The sequence below is a fragment of the Halopelagius fulvigenes genome, from assembly GCF_042662625.1.
In the GTDB taxonomy this organism is placed as follows: Archaea; Halobacteriota; Halobacteria; order Halobacteriales; family Haloferacaceae; genus Halopelagius; species Halopelagius fulvigenes.
In genome coordinates this window covers 81,311-102,524 of sequence record NZ_JBHSXH010000004.1, presented here as the reverse complement: position 1 = coordinate 102,524, position 21,214 = coordinate 81,311, and the positions used below count along the sequence as shown (strand labels likewise).

The window sequence follows — 21,214 nt, the reverse complement described above, 5'->3', positions numbered from 1 at the left end:
TGCGAACGGTATTGCCGTCGCCCCTTATTGATGGTGCAGAGGGGCTATCCGAGCGGTTTGACCTCTCGTTCGGAGTGCAGCGGCGGGTTGTACACAGCGTCTCCGGTCCCGTCGAATAGGTGAACCCGGTCCAGATCGATAGACGGTCAGCGGCTTGAAGATGCCATCGGTGTACGACAGTTCCTGGTAGAACGAGTCCAGGTTCGCGAGCGTGTCGAGTTCGACGAACCGCGGGAGGTAGATGACGTCGAGTCCCAGGACTTCGGGGGCGTTACCGGCCTGGATCTGTGCGATAAGCGACCGGTACTTCTCCTCCGGTGGTTTCATGCTCGCTTTAACGTGGACGTCGTCGTAGGACTCGTTGAACACGTCCGCGTACACCGCCTGCGGATCGTCCCGGTCCCGGTACGTGATTTCGACACGACCGGAACCGCCGGAATTACCGCTACCACCCCCGTCCGTCGACGTACCTCCGTTGCCGCTACAGCCAGCGATACCGACTGCGCTCGATATACCGAGGCTTTCAGCAGTTTGCGCCTGTCAATATCTCGCACTCAAATGTACAAACTGGCTTGACACCATATCACGTGCCTGGAACCGGAGATCGTTTCCTATTTATCATTGCATTTCGATATGACCAGTTAACGGATCGTTTTCATCGCCCTTCGCTGCGGAGCTGGCCGACACGTTCACAATCGTGGTGCGGCGGTCATCGATCGAAACTGCCCACCCCAATACCTTATTATCCCCCATACCCGAACTTTCCCTATGCGAGGCTTAGCGAAAACCAGCCGTAACCACGGAGCAATGGAACTCATCGAACGAGATCGGCCGGAGCCAAGACCGAACGAGGCACTGATCGAAGTCGACTATGCCGGCCTGTGCGGGAGCGACGCTGGGATTTTCGAGTTCGAATCCGCGTTCGAGCGGATGAATCTCCCGACCGTCATCGGCCACGAATACTCCGGGCGCGTCGTCGAAGTAGGAGACGCGGTCACGAAGTTCGAAGTCGGCGACCGAGTCGTCGAACGGCCGATCCGCGGATGCGGGGACTGCTATCAGTGCGAGATCGGCATGGAGAACGTCTGTCAGAACGCAGTCATCACGGGCGTCGACCACGACGGTGCTTACGAGCCGTACATCGCCGTCCCCGAGAACGCCCTTCATCCGATCCCTGACAGCGTCGAACAGCAACACGCCGCCATGGTCGAGCCGACCAGCATCGGCGCCCGCGCCGTGATCCAGAACTCCCGGGTCGGCGCTGGCGATCGGGTCCTCGTCGAAGGACCGGGTCCAATCGGCCTGCTCACGGCGCAGATAGCGCGGGCGCAGGGCGGTACCGTCGTCGTCTCCGGTGTCGGCCAGGACGCCGACTACCGCCTTCCCCTCGCCGAGGAACTCGGCTTCGAAACGATCAACATCGCGGCTGACGACCTCGACGCGCGGCGCGAGGAGATCACCGACGGTATCGGATACGACGTGGTCTTCGACACGACCGGCCACCCCTCCGGGCTCCCATCTGCGGTCGAGGAAGTCCGTAAAGGCGGTCAGATCGTCCTCATCGGCCAGACCGGCGAGACCACGATGGAGTACTCGCCACTCGTCCGCGCGGAGATCGACCTACAGTGTTCCTACGCCTCCAAGTACGAGGACTTCGAGAACGCGCTCCGGTTGATCGACACCGGCGACGTCGACGCCGAGACGTTCATCGACGACCGGTTCTCGCTGCTCGACGCCGGCGAGGCCTTCGAGTCGTTCGTTAGCGGCGGGACCTGTAAGCCCGTCTTCGACGTCTCCGAACTGCGTTCGTAGCGTCCGGATCGTTCTGGCGCGGGTAGCAACGCGACCGACGTCCGAGGATTTTACTACCCGCTCTTGGTATCGCGAGTCGATGCTCGATTGGATCGACAACTACGACGAGCGCGATTGGCAGACGACTACCGACGGAACAGTCAGATACGCCTTGCTCGGACTCGGCTGGTGGACGATCGACGTCGCTCTCCCGGCGATCGAATCGTCCGATCTCGGTGAAGTGACGACGCTCGTGAGTAGTTCCACGGAGAAGGCCCAGCGGCTCGCCGAGGAAAACGGCGTGGACCACGGGATCAACTATGACGAGTTCCACGACGGCGCTGTCAGCGATGCGTACGACGCCGTCTACGTCGGGACGCCCAACGCCTACCACCTGGAGTACGTCGAGACCGCCGCAGACCTGGACAAAGCAGTGCTCTGTGAGAAGCCGATGGAAGCCACTATTGATCGCGCATCACGGATGGTCGACGTCTGTGAGACCGCAGACGTTCCGCTGATGATCGCCTACCGGATGCACACTGATCCGGCCGTTCGGCGGGCCAAGGAGCTCATCGACGACGGCTTCATCGGCGAACCGGTGTCCGTCTACGGAAACAACAGCCAACCTCTCCTCGAGATGATCCCGGATCCCGACCAGTGGCGTCTCGATCCCGATCTGTCGGGGTACGGTACCTCGGTGATGGACCTGGGCATCTATTCGATCAATACGACGCGCTATCTCTTGGAGCGCGACCCGGTCGCAGTCCAGTCCCAGATGAGTTCTCACCACGACGCCTTCGCTGACGTCCCGGACGAGCGCTCCGCAGCCCTCCTCGTCCTCGAGGACGACGTGAAGATGGTGACTACCGACAGCCAGAACGCGCACGAAGACACCAATCTGAAGATCACCGGTACCGAGGGGCAGATCGAGTTCCAACCGGCGTTCCACGGACAGGTCGAACTCCGCCTCTCGCGGAACGACCTCTCCGTTACGATCGAACACGAGGCGTTCGACGCCGAGCGAGAGATGGAAGAGGAGTTCGACTACTTCGCAAACCGCGTGCTGACGGACGGTGAAATCTACGCGGACGGCCGGCACGGGCTGACGGATATGCGGATCATCCGCGCTCTCCACGAAGCGGCCGAGAGCGGCGACGTCGTCGAACTGTAGTCGGAATTCCGCGACGGATTGACGACGAGGTAACGTCTCCGCCACCGCTGTTTTCCGATACCACGGGCCAGATAACCGCAGGTGCCTATCAAGTCACCGAACAGGAGATCCGAGTGTAGCCCACGAGGCGGACGAACGGCCGTTTTTCGTCCGGTAGGAGAAACCCCGGCGGCGGAGAGACGTCAACCGGGGGTGCGGCGAAAGCGAGAGCCGAGCGAGTGGGGGACCGACTCGGGCGACGCGCCGGTTCCCGTTCCGTCCGACGGGACGGCCGATGGTTCGGGCTCGGCGAGGGTTCTGGCTCAGTAGTTGTCGTAGACGGTCTTCTCGATGGTGTAGAACTCCAGTCCCGCGTCGCCCTGTTCGCGCCACGTCTCCGAGGACGACCGCTTGAACCCGCCGAAGGGGACGTGGAGTTCGAGGCCCGTCGTCTTGTCGTTGACCTTCACGACGCCCGCCTCCGACTCCTCGACGAAGCGGTTCGCCTCGGTGTGGTCGTCGGTGACGACGCTGGCGGAGAGGCCGTACTCGACGCCGTTGGCCACCTCGATTCCCTCGTCGAAGTCGCTCACCTCGATGACGGCGACGACGGGGCCGAACACCTCCTCTTGGGCGATTCGCATGTCGGGTTCCACGTCGGTGAAGACGGTCGGTTCGACGAAGTGCCCATCCTCGACTTCCTCGCCCTCGGGGACGCCGCCGCCGGCAGCGAGCGTCGCACCCTCGTTTTGGGCCACCTCGACGTACTCGAGGGTGGAGTCGCGTTCGTCGGCGCTGACCTGCGGGCCCATCTCGTGTTCGTTACCGGGGCCGATGTCGATGGACTCCGCGCGGTCCACGAGTTCGGCGACGAACTCGTCTTTGACGTCCTCGTGGACGATGGCGCGGGAGCAGGCGGTACAGGACTGGCCGGTGGTGCCGAACCCGCCGCTGGCGACGATTTCGGCCGCCTTCGCGGGGTCCGCGGAGCTCGCGACGACCGTCGGGTTCTTCCCGCCGAGTTCGGTCTGAGCGCGTTTGCCGGCGTCGGTCGCTTGGTCGTACACCATCTCACCGACCGGACCGCTCCCGGTGAAGGAGACGGCGTCCACGGCGTCGTTTCCGATGAATTCGGAGCCGACTTCGCTCCCGGGGCCGGTCACGAGGTTGAGGACGCCGTCCGGGAGGCCGGCGTCGTCGAGCGCTCTCGCCAGTTCGAGTGCGACGCCGGGAGCCAGCGACGCGGGCTTCAGGACGACGGTGTTGCCCGCCGCAAGCGCCGGGGCGAGCTTCCACGCGGGGATGGCGATGGGGTAGTTCCACGGCGTGATGAGGGCGGCGACGCCGACGGGCTCCTTTCGGGTGTAGAGGTTCGTCCCCCGTCCGCTCGCACCCTTCACCGTGCCGCCGAGGTCCGCGGCCTTGGTCGAGAAGTAGTGGAAGATGTCGATGGCGCGTTGCACCTCGCCGGCCGCCTCGGGGCGGGCCTTCCCCTCCTCGGCGACGAGCATGTCGGTGAGTTCCTCCTTCCGTTGGGCGAGGAGGGTCCCCGCCTCGCGGAGGATGCGGCCGCGTTCGGGACCGGGGGTGTTCGCCCACTCGTCTCGCGCACTCGCGGCGGCGTCCACGGCGTCCGCCGCGTCGGATTCGTTCGACTGCTGATAGCGAGCGACGGTCACGCTCGGGTCCGCCGGGTTCTCGACGTCGATGGTCTCGCCCGTCTCCGATTCGACCCACTCTCCGTTCACGTAGTTGCGTCTGGTTTCCGTCATCGGGTAGACAATCATCGTTTAGATATACGACTGTTACGGTTTCGCAGAGGACCGACCCGGCCCCCGGACTCCACTACACTTTTATCGGTCGTGCGGAACGTTCGTACCATGTCAGTCGACGACTACCTAGAGAGCGCTAGAGACCGCGACTGGGAGGAACTGGAGTCGGGGACGCTTCGTCTCGCCATGATCGGATTGGGGTGGTGGACGCGCAAGCAAGCGATACCCGCCGTCGAGGCGTCCGAGTTCTGCGAGACGACCGTCGCCGTGAGTAGTACGCACGAGAGCGGTGCCGAACTCGTCTCCGAGAGGGAGAGTATCGAGACGGCGCTGACGTACGACGAGTTCGTGGACGGCGAGGCCACCGACGAGTACGACGCGGTGTACGTGTGTACGCCCAACGCCCGCCACCTACCGTACGCGGCGGCGGCGGCCGAACACGGGAAGGCGATTCTCTGCGAAAAGCCGATGGAGGCGACGGTCGAACGCGCGGAGGAACTCGTCTCGGAGACGGAGGACGTTCCGCTGATGATCGCCTACCGCATGCAGATGGACCCGCTGGTGCGCCGGATGCGAGAACTCGTCGCCGAGGGGGCCGTCGGCGACCCCGTCACGGTCCAAGGGCACATCGAGCAACAGATGTTAGACGTCGTCTCCGGCGACCCCGACCAGTGGCGACTCGACCCCGAACTCGCCGGCTACGGCGCGACGATCATGGACATCGGCATCTACCCGCTCAACACCGCCCGGTTCGTCCTCGACGCCGACCCCGTGAGCGTGACCGCCCAGATGCACTCCGAGGACGAGGCGTTCCGCGACGTTCCGGACCAGCACGCGGCGTTCACCGTACAGTTCGACGACGGGACGTACGCCGCCTGCACGTCCAGCCAACACGGGACAAGTTCGGGGAGTCTCCGCGTCGTGGGGACGGACGGCGTGTTGACGCTCGAAAATACGTTCCTCGGACAGTCGCCCCAGACGCTCACGCTCACCAAACCGAACGGGGAGACGGTCGAAATCGACGACGGCCGCCGCGACCTGTTCGGCGACCAGATGACCGAAGAGTTCGACTACTTCGCCGACCGAGTCGTTCGCGGGGAGTCCGTCGCGCCTGACGGCGAACACGGACTCGTCGATATGCGGGCGATTGCGGCTATCCACGAGGCGGCGGAGACGGGCGCCGAAGTATCGGTCGAATAGACGAACTCGGGTCGATAACCTGACGAGTCACAAGTTTTACTATCTCCCTTTCGAAACACTCCATTCGTAATGGTAGACCATGCGAAGCTCCGCGATCCGAACGCGGAGTATACGATGCGGGACCTCTCAGCGGAGACGATGAACATCACGAACCGCCGGGGCGGCGTCCGGGACGCCGAGATTACGGACGTGCAGACGACGATGGTGGACGGCAACTACCCCTGGATTCTCGTTCGCGTCTACACCGACGCCGGCGTCGTCGGCACCGGCGAGTCCTACTGGGGCGGCGGCGACACGGCCATCATCGAGCGGATGAAACCGTTCCTCGTCGGCGAGAACCCCCTCGACATCGACCGCCTCTACGAGCATCTCGTCCAGAAGATGTCCGGCGAGGGCTCCGTCTCCGGGAAGGTCATCTCCGCCATCTCGGGCATCGAAATCGCGCTTCACGACGTGGCCGGCAAACTCCTCGACGTGCCCGCCTACCAACTCGTCGGCGGGAAGTACCGCGACGAGGTGCGCATCTACTGCGACCTGCACACCGAGAACGAGGCCGACCCGCAGGCCTGCGCCGACGAGGGCGTGCGCGTCGTCGAGGAACTCGGCTACGACGCCATCAAGTTCGACCTCGACGTCCCCTCGGGTCACGAGAAGGACCGCGCGAACCGCCACCTCCGCAACCCCGAAATCGACCACAAGGTCGAGATCGTCGAGGCGGTCACCGAGGCCGTCGGCGACCGCGCCGACGTGGCGTTCGACTGCCACTGGTCGTTCACCGCCGGGAGCGCGAAACGCCTCGCCCGAGCGCTGGAGGACTACGACGTCTGGTGGCTGGAGGACCCCGTCCCGCCGGAGAACCACGACGTCCAGGAGGAGGTCACGAAGTCCACCGCGACGCCCATCGCCGTCGGCGAGAACGTCTACCGGAAGTTCGGGCAACGGACGCTCTTAGAACCCCAAGCGGTCGACATCATCGCGCCCGACCTCCCCCGCGTCGGCGGGATGCGCGAGACGCGGAAGATAGCCGACCTCGCGGACATGTACTACATTCCCGTGGCGATGCACAACGTCTCCTCGCCCGTCGGGACGATGGCGTCCGCGCAAGTCGCCGCGGCCATCCCCAACTCGCTCGCGGTGGAGTACCACTCCTACCAACTCGACTGGTGGGAGGACCTCGTGGAGGAGGACGACCTCATCCAGGGGGGCCGCATGGAGATTCCCGAGAAACCGGGCCTCGGCCTGACGCTCGATTTGGACGCCGTCGAGGAACACATGGTCGAGGGCGAAACCCTCTTCGACGAAGCGTAAGCGAAGTCGAGCACGTGACGCGAGGCGTCACGGAGTTCAACGGAGAATCGGTTCGGTCTCGCTCGGACGGCTGTTTTCGACTTCTCTTTTCGGCGCTCGTTTCGCGAGGGCCGCGGCGTCGTCGCACTCCGGTGACGGAACCGTCGGTGTCGCCGTGACCCCGAAGCGCTCAGAAGGCGCTGTCCGCGAACCCGCCGTCGACGGTCACGACCTCTCCCGTGACGTACGAGGAGGCGTCGCTCCCGAGGTACACCGCCGCACCGACGATCTCCTCTCGATCGGCGACGCGGCCCAGCGGCGTTCGCTCGTCGATGCGCGTTCGTTTCTCCGTCCCCTCCGCGTACGTCTCTTCGTTCTGGGGAGTGATGACGAACCCGGGAGCGATACCGTTCACCCTGATGTCGGGCGCCAACTCCTTCGCGGACGCTCGGGTGAACGCCTCGACGCCGCCTTTCGCCGCCGAGTACGCCGGGAGGTTCGACATGGAGAGCTTCGCCGCCAGCGAGGAGATGTTGATGATCGACCCCGAGTCCATCGCGGGTTCGAACGTCTGCGTCACCCGGCGGACGCCGTCGAGGGCGACGTCGGTGACGAAGTCCCACTCGTCGTCGGTGATGTCTCGGACGGAGTCCCGAGAAATGGCCCCTTGGGACGCCACGACGACGTCGATGCCGCCGAACTCGTCGACCGTCCGGTCGCGGACTCTGGCGAGCGAATCGGAGTCCGTCACGTCGCAGGTCACGCTCACGGTGTCGGATCCGAGTTCCCGAATCGACGCGGCCGTCGATTCGACCTTCTCCTCGCTCCGACTGGTCGCCACGACGTCTGCGCCCTCGCTCGCGAACCCGAGCGCGATCGCCTGTCCGATTCCGCTCGTGCCGCCGACGACGACTGCACGCTTGTCCTCGACAGTAACTGGGGTGTGCTCGTACGGTGCCATACAGAGGAGGCGTGTCGATCGCCGTTTATTACTGTCGGTATCGGAGGGCCCCGCGACGAACTCGAAGCGACGACGTTAGGTCCGACTCCGTCACCGCCGTTCTGTCAGACGTCCGGACGACCCTGAGCGGTTCGACCGGGCGGAGCACGACGGCAGAGAGGTCTCGCGCCGAACCGAGATCCGCCGCCACCCACCTCTCGGCGTTGGCATCCCTGATACGCCACCGACTCCGCCAGCCGTCTGTATCCCCGCTGTCCGACTATCGGACGATCTACTCACCCTACCCGTTTTCGGGTTCAAGCACTCTTCCCTCGACCCGCGGTAATCGCGGGCCTATCGACGATGGGCCGGTGAGATTCCTGCAGTGCCTACGCCGGTCGGTGACGGCGCACTGCGGGTATCTCGCGCCGCCGTCGAGAAGGACGGTCTCAAGGTGACGCTCGCATTCTCCAGGAGAGCCGACGGGACGGTTTCTCCATACATCGCCGGCCGACCCGACCATACGTAGAGTCGCGGGATCTGCGCCGTTTGGCGCGCAACGATGGAGTTGGCGACCGGGTTGTCGTCTCCTCGCCGGAGCAGACCGGCCGTTTCGCACCCCAACAGTTTATTGGACGCCCTTCGTCGCGAGGGGTATGACGGCGGTACACGACCAGAAACTGACGCGTCTAGACGAGTTCATGGTCGAACGAGGACTGACCGAGCTGTGGTTCCTCAGGCCGGCGAACTTCGCGTGGTTGACCGGCGGCGGGGACTCGACGGTCGACCGCGCGGCGGACGTCGGCGTCGCCGCACTCGGCTACGACGGCGACGCGGTCCGAGCGCTCACGTCGAACAACGAGGCGGATCGGTTCTGCGCGGAAGAACTCCCGTCGGCGGTGCCCGTGGAGACGTTCGACTGGTACGAGTCGTCCCTCGAGGAGGCAGTGGCGCGTGCGAGCACCGACCGAGCCGGTGCGGACGTCCCGACGGTACCGGGTCTCGACCTGGTCGACGCCTCGCGACTGCGGCTTCCGTTCACCGAACCGGACCGGCGGGTACTCGAACGGGCCGGCCGAGCAACCGCCGACGCGGTCGAAACGGTGGCACGGGACGTCTCTCCGGACGACACCGAGTATGCCGCGGCGGGACGACTCCGCGACGAACTCTGGCGGCGGGGGCTCGAATCGCCCGTCGTCCTCGTCGGCGGCGCCGAACGCTCTCAGCGCCATCGACACTTCACGCCGACGGACGAACCGTTGGGCGAGTACGCGCTTCTCACCGTCGTCGCGGTCGAACGCGGCGTCAATATCGCCGTCACGCGGACCGTCGACTTCGACGCCCCGTCGTGGCTACGCGAACGTCACGACGACGCGAGTCACGTCGCGGTGACGGCGATAGCGGCGACGCGGGAGGCGGCGACGACCGGGGGCGGCACCGCCGCCGACGTGTTCGCCGAGATACGGCGTGCGTACGCGGCCGTCGGCTGGGAAGACGAGTGGCGACGGCACCATCAGGGCGGCGCAATCGGGTTCGAGAGCCGGGAGTGGACCGCGACGCCGTCGGCCGACGCGCCCGTCGAAGCGCCCGCGCCGTACGCGTGGAACCCGACGGTACGGGGGGCGAAGGCGGAAGACACCGTTCTCGTCTCGTCGGACGGCGTCGACGTGGTTACCGATACCGGCTCGTGGCCCACCGCGGCGTACGAGGCCGTCGACTCCGACCTGCGCATCGACCTCCCGGTACCGTTGTCCCGGTAAACCTCTCGGGGGTCGCGGGCCGTCACGAGCGTTCGCCGACGTAACCGGAGATGAACCGCGGGAGAGGGACAGCGGACGACCGGTATCGACCGCTGCGACGGCCACCGGGTCACTCCGTCTCGATCCGGGAGCGGAACTCCTCGCGACCACCCGTTTCGAGCCCTGCGACTCGGAAGAGCGCACCGGCCCCGTCGCCCTCGCCGTCCCGGTCACCGCCATCGAGTGCGGTCGTCAGGTACAGGTCGTCGTACTCGGGACCGGCGAACGTGACCGACGATACCTTCCGCGCGGGAACGGTAATCTGGTCGACCGGCGTCCCGTTCGGGTCGTACCGAACTGCGCGGCCGCCGTTCCACCGGGCCGACCAGACGTAGTCGTCCTCGTCGACGGTCAGCCCGTCCGGAATCTCGTCGTCGGGCGTCTCGACGAACGTCCGTCGGTTCGAGAGCTCGCCGGTCGCGCGGTCGTAGTCGAACGCGTAGATCCGGTGCGCCTCCGACTCCGTGAAGTAGAACGTCTCTCCGTCGCCGGAGAACCCCATCCCGTTGGCGATATCGACGTCCTCGACGACGGCCGTCACGGTGGCGTCGACGTCGACCCGATAGAGGTCGCCGAGCGAGTCTTCGCCGGGCATCGTCCCGCAGAACACTCGCCCCTCGGGATCCGCGATAACGTCGTTGAATCGCGTGTCGGCGTCGACGCCCGCGACGAGTTCCGCCGATTCCGATCCGGGCTGCCATCGGCTGATCCGACCGTCTCCGAACAGCAACAGCGACCCGTCGGTCTGGACCGTGAAGCCGCCGATGGGTTGGTCATCGGGTGCCTCGTATGCGAGCGTGTGCGCCTCGGTGTCCGGGTCGAACCGATACAGCTTCCCCGGCGGAATATCGACCCAGTACAGACAGCCCTCGTCGGGGTGCCAAAGCGGTCCTTCGCCGGTATCGTTTCGTGTGTCCGCGACGCGTTCGAGTCGAGTCACGACCGATACGTGGCGAGACTAACACTTGAATATACCTTCGAGAGCGACCGTCCGACGTACCGACCGCACCGGAGAGACCGGTTCGTCGTTCGCTCCCGTTCTCTCGTAATCATAGGTTTGGATTGGCATAATCGTGGAATTTATCATACTGTACTGGAAAGAAGAGTGTGGATGGCTAACGCACGCATTACAGTTCACACTGCAGCGGCTATCGACCGCATCGCGCCCGAAGTACACGGACACTTCTCCGAACACCTCGGGCGGTGCATCTACGAGGGGATCTGGACCAGCGACAGCGCCGACGAGGGCGGCTTCCGAGAGGACGTCGTCTCGCTCCTTTCGGACCTCGAGATTCCCGTTCTCCGCTGGCCCGGCGGCTGTTTCGCCGACGACTACCACTGGGAGGACGGCGTCGGTCCCCGGGAGGAGCGGCCGCGGCGCCGAAACCTCTTCTGGGCGCAGGGCCCCGAGGAACTGCCCGAGGAGTCCAACGCCTTCGGCACCGACGAGTTCCTCCAACTGTGCGAGCGAATCGGGACGGAGCCGTACCTCGCGGCGAACGTCGGTTCCGGCGACCCGCAGGAGGCCGCCGACTGGGTCGAGTACTGCAACTACGACGGCGACACCGAACTCGCGGACCGACGACGCGAGAACGGCCACGAGGAGCCCTACGGCGTCAAGTACTGGGGGCTCGGCAACGAGAACTGGGGCTGCGGCGGACGGATGAGCCCCGAGCAGTACGCCCGCGAGTATCGTCGGTTCGCGACCTACGTCGGGACCATGGACAACCTGATGCTCGATCACGAACTCGAGCTGATCGCCTGCGGGTTCGAGAACCACGAGTGGAACCGGCGGTTCATGGAGGAGGTCAGAGACAACAAGTGGGGCGTGGAGTTCCCGCTCGACCACCTCACGCTCCACCACTACTACGGGCGCACGATGACCGTCTCTGAGGCCGACGAGGAACAGTACGACGAGTTCCTCGCCGAGGCGCTCGAGATGGAGTACCACATCGAGCGGATCGCCGCCGCCATCGACGCCGTCGCGACAACCCGGGATATCGGCGTGATCATCGACGAGTGGGGTGCGTGGCACTACGAGGCCAACGCGGACAACGGCCTCGAACAGCCGGGGACCGTCCTCGACGCGCTCTCGGCGGCGGCCGTCCTCGACATCTTCAACGACCACAGCGACGTCCTGACGATGACGAACATCGCACAGACGGTCAACGTCCTGCAGTGTCTCGTCGAAACCGACGAGAACGACGCGTGGGCGCGCCCGACGTACCGCGTCTTCGATCTGTACGCGCCGCACAAGGGTAACGAGGCCGTGCAAACGTCGATCGAGACGCCGACGCGCGGGCTCGACGGCGAGGACGAGGAGGACCTGCCGTTCGTTCAGGCCTCGGCCTCGACCCGAGACGGAGCGGTCTACGTGACCCTCACCAACCTCGACTGCCGCGAGGCTCACTCCGTCGACATCTCCGTCGAGGGCCTCGTGCCCGACGCCGCGAACGTCGAGGGAAGCGTCCTGTTCGCGGATCACGAACCCGACGCCGAAGTCAACGCCGACAACGCCGACGAGTTCGGCGCTCGACCGCTCGACGTCGACGTCGACGGCACCCTCTCCGTCGACCTCGAACCCGCCACCGTCGCCGCCATCACCATCGAAGAGTAACGCCGTGGTGGTCTCGACGGCCGCACTGACGGCGACACACCACATCGTCGTGGCCGCGTTCCGTGCCCGTTCCGTCACGTGGCGGCCGTCATGAAGTATCTTTATGGTGTCAGTCCGGGATCGGATCGGTACGAGGGAGCGAGCGTTTTTCATCGAGATCGAGAACATCGGCACGCTCGAAAATCCAGTCGAGCGGCTTTGAAGCCCGCTCCGGTGGGCGTTCGACGACAGGAATCGGTACGGGAATCACCCCTCTCGGCTGAGAGCATCGTTCCTCGGTCGGTGGAGTGACCGGTACCCCACCGACATCGGTTTCGGGAATCGAAGGCGAAACGTCGCTGCCTCGGTCGCGAGGGAGGTTCGCGCTGAATGCCACCGTAGCGGTGGGTGCTGGCTCACCGGAGCGACGGACAACCCCCATCGCCGGTCGCCCGCAGGAGACGGGCGAGGATCGCGGCGCTCATCGGCTGATCGCCGAGGTTGTCGGTGAGGCGAAGGGTACAGACGGTGAGCGTCCCGTCTCGCCACGACCGGGCCGAGACGATCGCCCCCGAGTTCGCCACCCAGCCCTCGGTGTAGCCGACCCCGATGTCGGCGTCGTCCGCGGGGGACTGGACGTACGCGTACGGGTAGAGGTCGGCGAACGCCCACCCGGGGACGCGGTCAAGCGCGTCGAAGAGTGTCTGGTAGACGAACGACGCACAGAGGTTCCAGCTCTCGCGTTCTGGGAGGCGTCGAATCGAGAGCGTCTCGGCGACCGACGCGTCGAGGTGGCCGTCCGGTCCCGGGAGCACAACTACGTGGCCGCCCTCGTCGGCGAACGCGCGCACCGCGTCATCGAGTTCCGTGACGACGGCACAGTCACTGTCGGCCAGCGACTCGGTCAGGGTGTGGGGGCTGTCGGCGAGTGCCGACGCAACCGAGTCCACCGGGGTATACACGCGCTCCGATTCCTCCCACGGCGTCGACGGGACGACCGTCGCGTCGGTCGACCACCGTGCGTCGGTATCGGCGAGGGAGGCGGTCACAGCCTCCGTCGATACCCGCTCGACGGCCGGGACGTCGACGTCGACGACGTCCGAGACGTGCTCGACGCCGTTCGGGTCCACGGAGACGGAGTGACTCCCCGACCGGCCGAATCCCTCCCATTCGAGCGTCGTTTCGAGCCGGCGATCACTGTCGTTCACGACCACGGCGTCCGCAGTGAACCGACCCTCGCCGTCGACGGTGCGCGTCGCGGGCTCCAGTCGGACCATCGTCGGGCCGTTCACCGCCGCGAATTCGTCGGCGAACACCTTCTCGTCGCGGAGGTAGTCGAGTACCCCGTTGAACTCCCACTCGACGTCGCTGAACTCCGTGACCACGTATCCCGAGACGCCCTCGTGCTGTCGCATGTCGGCGATGGACTCAGCGAGCGACGTGAACTCACGCCGCTGCCAGTCGGCAGCGAGTTCGTCAAGGTCGGTGTAGGCGTCAGAGAGTACGCTCCGGTCGAAGCGGTCCGCGACGCCAGCGGGGCGCTTGAGCCCCGACAGAAACTCGTGCGCGAACCAGTCGGGGTCCCCGTCGTAGTGGGCCCGAAGCGACGATAGCGAGGGGAGTCCCCAGGTGCCGAACTCGGAGATCACGGTCGGCGGCCGTTCCGGGTCGTCGTACGCCGTCGTCGCGTAGTTCCCCTCGGGCGTGGAAACAAGGTCACGGAGCCGACGCCGCCACGGTTTGTCGCGGTCGGGGACGACGAAGTACTCGTGATAGTCGTTCACGTCGGTGTCGACGTGCGCCCAGCCGGAGTTGTCGCACACGAGCCTCGATGGGTCGTACGCGCGGGCGTCGTCGACGAACTCCGAGAGATACCGCTGTTTCTCCTCGTCGTGCCACAGACGTACAGGGTTGTCACGGTTGGGGAAGTCGTGCTGGTCGATGCCTATCCCCCACTCCTCGTTGTACAGGCTCCAGACGACGACGCTCGGGGAGTTGTAGTCCCGATTGACCATCCCCTCGAACTGCTCGCGCACGCGCCGCTTCGAGGCGTCCGTGTACCGGTCCGGATTCGCCGTCTCCGACCAGACGAGGATCCCGAGTCGGTCGGCCAACTCCACGAATCGGGGGTGAGGCGGTTTGATGTGCTTCCGAAGCATGTTAAATCCGAGCTCCTTCGCGGTCTCGATCTCCTCGCGGTAGGTGTCGAGGTCGGAGGGCCGGTAGTACGTGTCGGGGTAGTATGCTTGGTCGAGCGCCCCGCGGACGCGGAGGGGTTCGCCGTTGAGATACCACTCTCCATCGGAGACGGTGACACTCCGCATCCCGAAGTAGTCGACGTAGGTGTCGAGAGTGTCACTGCCGTCGGTCAGCGAGACGGTCACGTCGCACAGCGCGGGGTTCGCCGGCGTCCAGTACGTCGGGTCGTCGAGGCGGACGGTCGCTGACCCTGCCCCGTCGCGTATCTGTACGTCCGCGGTCCCGACCATCGACCCTGCCTGCGTGACCTCGACACGGGCGGTCAGGTCGATTCCCCCCTTAGGGCCGGTCACTGAGACGTCGGCCCGGACGGTGTCGTCATCGAGGTCGGGCGTGAGGCGCAGATCGTCGACCCGCGTCTCCGGGACGACCCCGACGTCGACCGCCTGCCACAGCCCGCTCACCCGCGTGTACCACGGCTCTCCCTGCTTTCCGTGCGGGATCTCCGTGAGGTCGGCCGGGTCGAACACGCGCACTGCGACAGTGTCGTCACCGCCGGTGAGTGCGTCGGTGACATCGAAGGAGAAGGGGAGGTAACCCCCCGTGTGCGTCCCCACCTCGGTCCCGTTCACCCAGACGGTCACCTCGTAGTCCGCGGCTCCGAATCGGAGCAGCACACGCTCGTCAGCCTCGTGGTTGACCTCGACCGTCCGTCGGTACCACGCAGCCCCCGTGTACTCCCGGAGTGCGTCGTGCTCCTGCCAGACGTGAGGGACCGACACGTCCCGTTCGTCTGCCATCTCCGTGTCCGTCCGATACCACGCCTCCTCGATACCTTCGTCGTCCGGGTCAACCGAGAACGTCCACCCGTCCTCGAGCGTCACCGACGCATCTCGTGTGAACGCCGCCATGATAATTCAACGCTTTCCTGCCACTTCTATTAGTGTTACGCCACGCGGCGGACGTACGCGGGAGAGCTGGTCGGCCGTCGCAGCGGACGGTTCTCCGGCGAAAGGACGAGCACCGGCAGGGGGCAGTTGGTCGGATCGCCGAGCTCGCCCGCCGTCCGAGTGGACGAGCATGTGACTTGAACAGCTAGTAGCGCTGTTCGCCCGACGCGCTCCTTGACGTGCTTGCCCGTCGAAACACGAGGAAAAATTCCAGACATATATACCACTGGTATCGTAGGAACTTTTATTGCGAACGAAAGTCGTCATAAGAGTGTGATGCCACGTGACAAGGCTGAGCGAACGAATGCTGGTGCGGAACAGCGAGAAGGCTCTACCGGCCGGATCGACCGACGCAGATTCCTCCGGGCAACGGGCGTCGCCGGAGCAGTCGGGTTCGCGGGCTGTTCAGGCATAACCGGTGGAGGCGGCGGTGGCGGTGGAGGCGGCGGTGGAGGCGGCGGTGGCGGTGGAGGCGGCGGTAACGGGAAGATGGAACTCAGCTACTGGACGCTCTTCAGTGGTGGCGACGGCGAAGTGATGAAGGCCATCGTCGACAAGTTCAACGAGGAGCGACCACTCGGCGAGAACATCACCATCAACCGCCAGCGCACTCCGTGGGACGAACACTACAACCGCCTGTACACGTCGATGACGGGTGGGTCACCACCCGACATGGCGATTTCGCACGCGTCCTACCTCCGCCGGTTCAAGCCCACGCTGATGGACATCAGCGATATGGTGTCCTCGGACAACAGCAAGTACGTCGACTCTATCCTGAACGCGTGTCAGATCGACGGAGGGCAGTACGCGGTCCCGATGGACTCCCACCCAATCGGCCTCTACTACAACGTCGATATCCTCAAAGAGGCCGGCGTCGAGCCGCCGATCGAGGACTTCCAGCAGTTCAAAGATGCCTGTAACGCCATCCTCAAGAACACGGACGCCAAGCCGTTCAGCCCTGACCCCTACTGGGGCGGTGGCGGCGGCTTCCGACAGTGGTTTATGGGGCTCCACCAGTACGGCGGGAAGATGTTCAACGAGGACCACACCCGGGCCGTCTTCGGCGGCGACGCCGGGACGAATTCCCTCGACTTCCTCGCCAGCGTCTCCGGAGAACGCAATTGGGACATCCCAGACATCTCCGCGGACCGCGTCGCGCAGAGCTTCCGGAACGGCAGTGTGGCCATGACGGTCAACGGGACCTGGTACGTGAACGTCCTCCGCGAGCAGGACTTCGAGTGGGGCTTCGACAAGCCACGCGTCTTCCCCGACGCTCAACAGCTCCGATCCACCGCCGACAGCCACACGGTCATCATCCCGAACAATCCCAAGGCGAGCCAGAAGCGAATGCAGGCTGCTGTCGACGCCGCCGAGTGGATCACGCAAGAGAACGCGATATGGGGTACAAAGGCAGGCCACCTTCCGGCGTACAGCCCCATCCTGAACAGCGACAAGCTCAAACAGTCCGACCTTTGGGACAAGACGCTGAAGTCGTTCAAGGAGATGGCCGAGGCTGGTCAGCTCGCGTACTGGCCGCAGCTCGCTAGCTCGGACCTCTACGCCACAAGCAACTGGACGTGGATCACCGACGCGTATGCCCACAACAGCCCCGTGCAGAAGGCAATCGAGAGCGGCGTCGAGACCTGGACGTCGAATGTTCAGTAACACCTACGATTAAAATAGCACTATCAATACTTAATATGTCAGCTATTGATCGGTTTACGAGTGGAATTGGGCACCTCCCGACTCTCAGTCGCTCGCGCAAGGAGCTAGTTGAGGGGATCCTCTTCTCACTCCCGTACCTCATCATCTTCGGCGTGTTCCTCCTCTATCCACTCGTGATGGGTGGGTACATGAGCCTCTTCGAGTGGAACGCGATCTTCCCCTCGCAGTCCGAATTCATCGGCCTTGGGAATTACACGCGCCTGTTTAACGATCCGCAGTTCTGGAACGCGCTCTGGAACACGATGTACTTCACCCTGCTCACCGTGCCCTCGATCGTGATCGTCGGTCTGGGGCTTGCACTCGGGGTTAACCACGATATCAAGGGCCGTGGCGTGCTTCGGGCGGTCTTCTTTAGTCCATACATCCTGACGGTGTCCGTCGCGGCAGTCGTGTGGACGAACCTATACTCCACGCAGTACGGTATCATCAATCACTACCTCGGGATGGTCATGGCGAACCCGCCACAGTGGCTCCAGGCCCAGTTCTGGGCGATGCCGGCCATCGCGGTCACCACCGTCTGGTGGCTCGTCGGGTTCAGCTTCGTCATCCTGCTCGCGGCGCGACAGAGCGTCCCCGAGTACCTCTACGAGGCGGCGAAACTCGACGGTGCGGGGAAGTGGCGGATGTTCCGGGACGTCACTGTCCCGCAGATGCGTCACGCCATCTTCTTCGTCGTCATCATCAACCTCATCTGGCAGTTCCAGGTGTACGGGCAGCCGTACGTCATGACGTCCGGTGGTCCGGGTAGTTCGACGGAGACGCTGGTCATGTACCTGTATCAGGCAGCGTTCAACCAACGCAACTTCGGGTACGCAGCTACGATTGGGTACGTCCTGACGGCGATTCTCGTCGTCGTGTCGATCCTGAACTACGTCCTCCTCGGAGGCAACAATGAGTAACACAACCACCAATCGCTTCGAATCGCTTCTGCCGGAAGAGATCAATCCGCGTAGCGTGCTCGTTCACGCGGTCATGTACGGAGCAGCACTTCTGTTCCTAGTGCCGTACCTGTACATGATCACCACGTCACTCAAGACGACACGGGGCGCTATTCAGCCGGGAATGAACTGGATTCCGGACCCGATCACGTTGGTTCATTATGTGGAGTTACTGACCGGGTCGGGGATCCTTCAGTGGACGTTTAACACGGTTCTCATCGCGTCCACGACGACGCTTCTGGTGTTGATCGTGGACTCGATGATCGCGTTCGCGATCACCCGTCTCGACTGGCCGGGTCAGAAGTACGTACTCGCTCTTATCGTAGCGAGCTTCATGGTTCCCGGCTTCGTCAACATCATCCCGCTGTACATACTTATCTCCGATCTCGGGTTGATCAACAGCTACCTCGCAGTCATCCTGCCGTTCGCGGCCGGCCCGATCGGCGTGTTCCTCCTCGTACAGTTCTTCAGGGACATCCCCTACGAGATCCAGGAGGCCGCTCAGCTCGACGGCTTCTCGAACTTCAGGATCTACACGCGGATGATCCTCCCGCTCTCGCGGTCGATCCTCTCCGCGCTCGCGCTGTTCATGTTCGTCTGGAGCTGGAACCAGTTCCTCTGGCCGCTCATCGTGCTCCAGAACGAGACGATGTACACGCTCCCGATCGGGATAGTCGTTCTCCGTGACACGTTCACCTATCAGCCCGCATTAACGATGGCGTCCGCCGTCATCGCGTCCGGGCCGCTGTTCATCCTGTTCCTCCTGCTCCAGGAACAGTTGATGACCGCAGTCGAGATGCAGGGCGTCACCTAGTCCCTCTCGACTCCCGTTTTCGACGCGTCCGACCGACCCCACGGAAGCAAAAGGAGTAACCTCATCATCATCCAGTCGCACGTCTGCAGTAATGAGATCAGTCAACACGAAGGGCGTTTATCAGTCTTTTATCGCCGCGACTGAGTTCTTCTACGAGAACGGTCCACGACTTATCGTCGTGAGCGTGCTCTGGTTCCTCTGTTCGCTCCCCGTCATTACGCTCGGCCCGGCGACGCTCGCCGCGTACGCCGCGATCGCGACGCTCAGAGAGGGGTACAGCATCGACCGGACGCACGTCGTCGCGACGGTCAAGCGCCACGGCGTCTCAGCGGTCCTCCTGACGGGTGTTCCACTCGTCTTCCTCATCATCTCGATTCTCTACACGCGCCAGTACTTCGTGGCCGACTCAACGCTCACCCTCGCGCTCGGCGTCGTCACCGCCTACGCCGCCGGATACACGGGACTCCTCCTCATTCCGGCGTTTATCGCAATCGCGACTGGTGACAGTCTCGAGACTGCGATCCGCGGCTCGGTGCGGTGGACGGGGCAGAACGCTATCTCCGCGGTAATGATGGCGATGGGGACGTTCCTCGTTGCCGTGGTCACGGGACTACTGACGATCGCTTTCGTTCTCGTCTTCGCGGGAATCGCGTTCTCCTTCCACCTCGAGACTGTCCTTGGGCCGCCGACTGACGACCCCACGGAAATCGAGGGTTGGTCGCCGTACGCGGACACGCGACGCGAGGAGTGAGCGCCGCCTCGGGGTTACCGCGACTGACTGATCAGTGTGTGCGGTGCTCTCGCTCTCCGGTCGGTGTGTGTGCGAAAAGAACGGGGATGGGTCGGACGGTACGATTACGTCCGCTGGGTCGCGGATTCGGTCTCCGGATTGGGGACGGGTTCGACGTCGTCTACCATGACGTTCTTCCCGGTTTCGCGGTCGAAGATGTGCATCTTGTCCTCGTCGAACGTAACCGTAAACTCGTCGCCCTCGTCGTATTTGTGGTCGCCCATGATCCGCATCGTGAACTCAATGTCGTTCACCTTGAGGTAGAAGTAGTTGTCGTCGCCGACGGGTTCGTGGACGTCCAGCGTCGCCGGGATGGCGTTGACGGAGCCGGAGTCGGCGAACTTGACGTGCTCGGGGCGGATGCCGAGGATGAGTTCGTTGGAGTTGCTCCTCTCGCGGACGCGCTCGGCCACCTTCGAGGAAATATCGTAGGAGAACGCCTTGCCTTCGAGGCGGTTACCGACGATTTCGACGTCGAAGAAGTTCATCGACGGACTGCCGATGAAGTCGGCGACGAAGAGGTTCGCCGGCTCGTCGAACACTTCTCCGGGCGTTCCGACCTGTTGTAGTTCGCCCTGATCGAGGATGACGACCCGGTCGCTCATCGTGAGCGCCTCCTCTTGGTCGTGCGTGACGTAGACGGTGGTGGTCTTGAGGTCGTCCTGGATGCGTTGGAGCTCGATGCGCATGTGCGCGCGTAGTTTCGCGTCGAGGTTCGACAGCGGTTCGTCCATAAGGAAGACGGCGGGGTCGCGGACGATGGCGCGACCGGTGGCGACGCGCTGCTGTTGACCGCCGGAGAGGGAGGCGGGCTTCTTCTCAAGCTGGTCCTCGATCCCCATCATCTCCGCTGCCTCCTCGACGCGCTCGTCGACCTCCGCGTTGCTGAGGTCAGAGGTGAGCTTGAGTCCGTAGGACATGTTCTTCCGCACGGTCATGTGCGGGTAGAGGGCGTAGTTCTGGAACACCATCGCGACATCGCGGTTCTGTGCGGGAATATCGTTGACGACCGTATCGCCGATGATCACTTCGCCACTGCTGATGCTCTCGAGACCGGCGAGCATGCGGAGCAGGGTTGACTTCCCGGATCCGGACGGACCGACGATCGTGACGAACTCCCCGTCCTCGATGTCGAGACTGAAGTCGTCGACGGCAACGATGTCGTCGTCGTACACTTTCCGGACGTTCTTGAAACGGACTTCACTCATAGATTCTAGTGTAATCTTCGCCGGATGCTACATAATTGTTCTCCATTGTTACGGA

16 protein-coding genes are annotated in these 21,214 nt (G+C 64.1%); 10 read left to right on the top strand and 6 right to left on the bottom strand.

The window, feature by feature from the left end; translation table 11 throughout:
* Positions 1 to 24: 24 nt before the first annotated feature.
* Positions 25 to 381 (bottom strand): hypothetical protein, encoded by a 357-nt coding sequence (locus ACFQEV_RS01030; protein WP_379692045.1) that lies wholly within the window; start codon positions 379 to 381, stop codon positions 25 to 27.
* Positions 382 to 768: 387 nt separating this feature from the next.
* Between ACFQEV_RS01030 and ACFQEV_RS01025 the strand changes: the two genes are divergently transcribed.
* Positions 769 to 1,812: a zinc-dependent alcohol dehydrogenase gene (locus tag ACFQEV_RS01025; protein ID WP_379692044.1), complete on the top strand. Its 1,044-nt coding sequence runs from the start codon at positions 769 to 771 to the stop codon at positions 1,810 to 1,812.
* Positions 1,813 to 1,891: 79 nt separating this feature from the next.
* Positions 1,892 to 2,962 carry a D-xylose 1-dehydrogenase Gfo6 gene (gene gfo6, locus ACFQEV_RS01020; RefSeq protein WP_379692043.1) on the top strand — a complete coding sequence of 357 codons (1,071 nt, stop codon included), beginning with the start codon at positions 1,892 to 1,894 and terminating at the stop codon, positions 2,960 to 2,962.
* A 302-nt stretch (positions 2,963 to 3,264) separates the two neighbouring features.
* On the opposite strand, the gene xacF is transcribed toward gfo6 (ACFQEV_RS01020), so the two are convergent.
* Positions 3,265 to 4,713: a 2,5-dioxovalerate dehydrogenase gene (gene xacF / locus ACFQEV_RS01015; protein ID WP_379692042.1), complete on the bottom strand. Its 1,449-nt coding sequence runs from the start codon at positions 4,711 to 4,713 to the stop codon at positions 3,265 to 3,267.
* Positions 4,714 to 4,821: 108 nt separating this feature from the next.
* On the opposite strand from xacF, the gene gfo6 (ACFQEV_RS01010) reads away from it, so the two are divergent.
* Both gfo6 (ACFQEV_RS01010) and ACFQEV_RS01005 read left to right on the top strand, forming a co-directional pair.
* Entirely contained in the window at positions 4,822 to 5,913 is a 1,092-nt protein-coding gene (gene gfo6 / locus ACFQEV_RS01010; RefSeq protein ID WP_379692040.1) for a D-xylose 1-dehydrogenase Gfo6, read from the top strand.
* Positions 5,914 to 5,982: 69 nt separating this feature from the next.
* Positions 5,983 to 7,221, top strand: a complete 1,239-nt coding sequence (locus ACFQEV_RS01005) for a xylonate dehydratase (RefSeq protein ID WP_379692038.1) — start codon at positions 5,983 to 5,985, stop codon at positions 7,219 to 7,221.
* A gap of 169 nt (positions 7,222 to 7,390) precedes the next feature.
* Here ACFQEV_RS01005 and ACFQEV_RS01000 read toward each other — a convergent pair whose 3' ends face one another.
* A complete protein-coding gene (locus tag ACFQEV_RS01000) occupies positions 7,391 to 8,161 on the bottom strand; it encodes an SDR family NAD(P)-dependent oxidoreductase (protein ID WP_379692036.1) in 771 nt (256 codons plus the stop codon).
* Positions 8,162 to 8,796: 635 nt separating this feature from the next.
* Here ACFQEV_RS01000 and ACFQEV_RS00995 point away from each other — a divergent pair.
* Positions 8,797 to 9,900 (top strand): M24 family metallopeptidase, encoded by a 1,104-nt coding sequence (locus tag ACFQEV_RS00995; protein ID WP_379692034.1) that lies wholly within the window; start codon positions 8,797 to 8,799, stop codon positions 9,898 to 9,900.
* A gap of 109 nt (positions 9,901 to 10,009) precedes the next feature.
* On the opposite strand, the gene ACFQEV_RS00990 is transcribed toward ACFQEV_RS00995, so the two are convergent.
* Positions 10,010 to 10,879: an SMP-30/gluconolactonase/LRE family protein gene (locus tag ACFQEV_RS00990; RefSeq protein WP_379692032.1), complete on the bottom strand. Its 870-nt coding sequence runs from the start codon at positions 10,877 to 10,879 to the stop codon at positions 10,010 to 10,012.
* Positions 10,880 to 11,050: 171 nt separating this feature from the next.
* On the opposite strand from ACFQEV_RS00990, the gene ACFQEV_RS00985 reads away from it, so the two are divergent.
* Entirely contained in the window at positions 11,051 to 12,556 is a 1,506-nt protein-coding gene (locus ACFQEV_RS00985) for an alpha-N-arabinofuranosidase (protein ID WP_379692030.1), read from the top strand.
* A 395-nt stretch (positions 12,557 to 12,951) separates the two neighbouring features.
* Here the strand turns inward: ACFQEV_RS00985 and ACFQEV_RS00980 are convergent, their stop codons facing one another.
* The gene (locus tag ACFQEV_RS00980; RefSeq protein ID WP_379692029.1) at positions 12,952 to 15,618 is read right to left on the bottom strand and encodes a glycoside hydrolase family 2 protein; all 2,667 of its coding nucleotides are present in this window, start codon (positions 15,616 to 15,618) and stop codon (positions 12,952 to 12,954) included.
* A 342-nt stretch (positions 15,619 to 15,960) separates the two neighbouring features.
* Here ACFQEV_RS00980 and ACFQEV_RS00975 point away from each other — a divergent pair, with 342 nt between their 5' ends.
* The 4 genes from ACFQEV_RS00975 to ACFQEV_RS00960 all read left to right on the top strand — a co-directional run bounded on the left by ACFQEV_RS00975 (position 15,961) and on the right by ACFQEV_RS00960 (position 19,912).
* Positions 15,961 to 17,349 (top strand): substrate-binding domain-containing protein, encoded by a 1,389-nt coding sequence (locus ACFQEV_RS00975; RefSeq protein WP_379692028.1) that lies wholly within the window; start codon positions 15,961 to 15,963, stop codon positions 17,347 to 17,349.
* Positions 17,350 to 17,384: 35 nt separating this feature from the next.
* The gene (locus ACFQEV_RS00970; RefSeq protein ID WP_379692027.1) at positions 17,385 to 18,308 is read left to right on the top strand and encodes a carbohydrate ABC transporter permease; all 924 of its coding nucleotides are present in this window, start codon (positions 17,385 to 17,387) and stop codon (positions 18,306 to 18,308) included.
* Positions 18,301 to 19,161: a carbohydrate ABC transporter permease gene (locus ACFQEV_RS00965; protein ID WP_379692026.1), complete on the top strand. Its 861-nt coding sequence runs from the start codon at positions 18,301 to 18,303 to the stop codon at positions 19,159 to 19,161. Before ACFQEV_RS00970 ends, ACFQEV_RS00965 begins: the two co-directional genes overlap by 8 nt.
* 178 nt (positions 19,162 to 19,339) lie before the next feature.
* Complete coding sequence (locus ACFQEV_RS00960; RefSeq protein WP_379692024.1) at positions 19,340 to 19,912, top strand: hypothetical protein; 573 nt, start codon at positions 19,340 to 19,342, stop codon at positions 19,910 to 19,912.
* A 104-nt stretch (positions 19,913 to 20,016) separates the two neighbouring features.
* On the opposite strand, the gene ACFQEV_RS00955 is transcribed toward ACFQEV_RS00960, so the two are convergent.
* Positions 20,017 to 21,159, bottom strand: coding sequence for an ABC transporter ATP-binding protein (locus ACFQEV_RS00955; protein WP_379692022.1), 1,143 nt, complete (start codon positions 21,157 to 21,159; stop codon positions 20,017 to 20,019).
* Positions 21,160 to 21,214 lie beyond the last annotated feature (55 nt).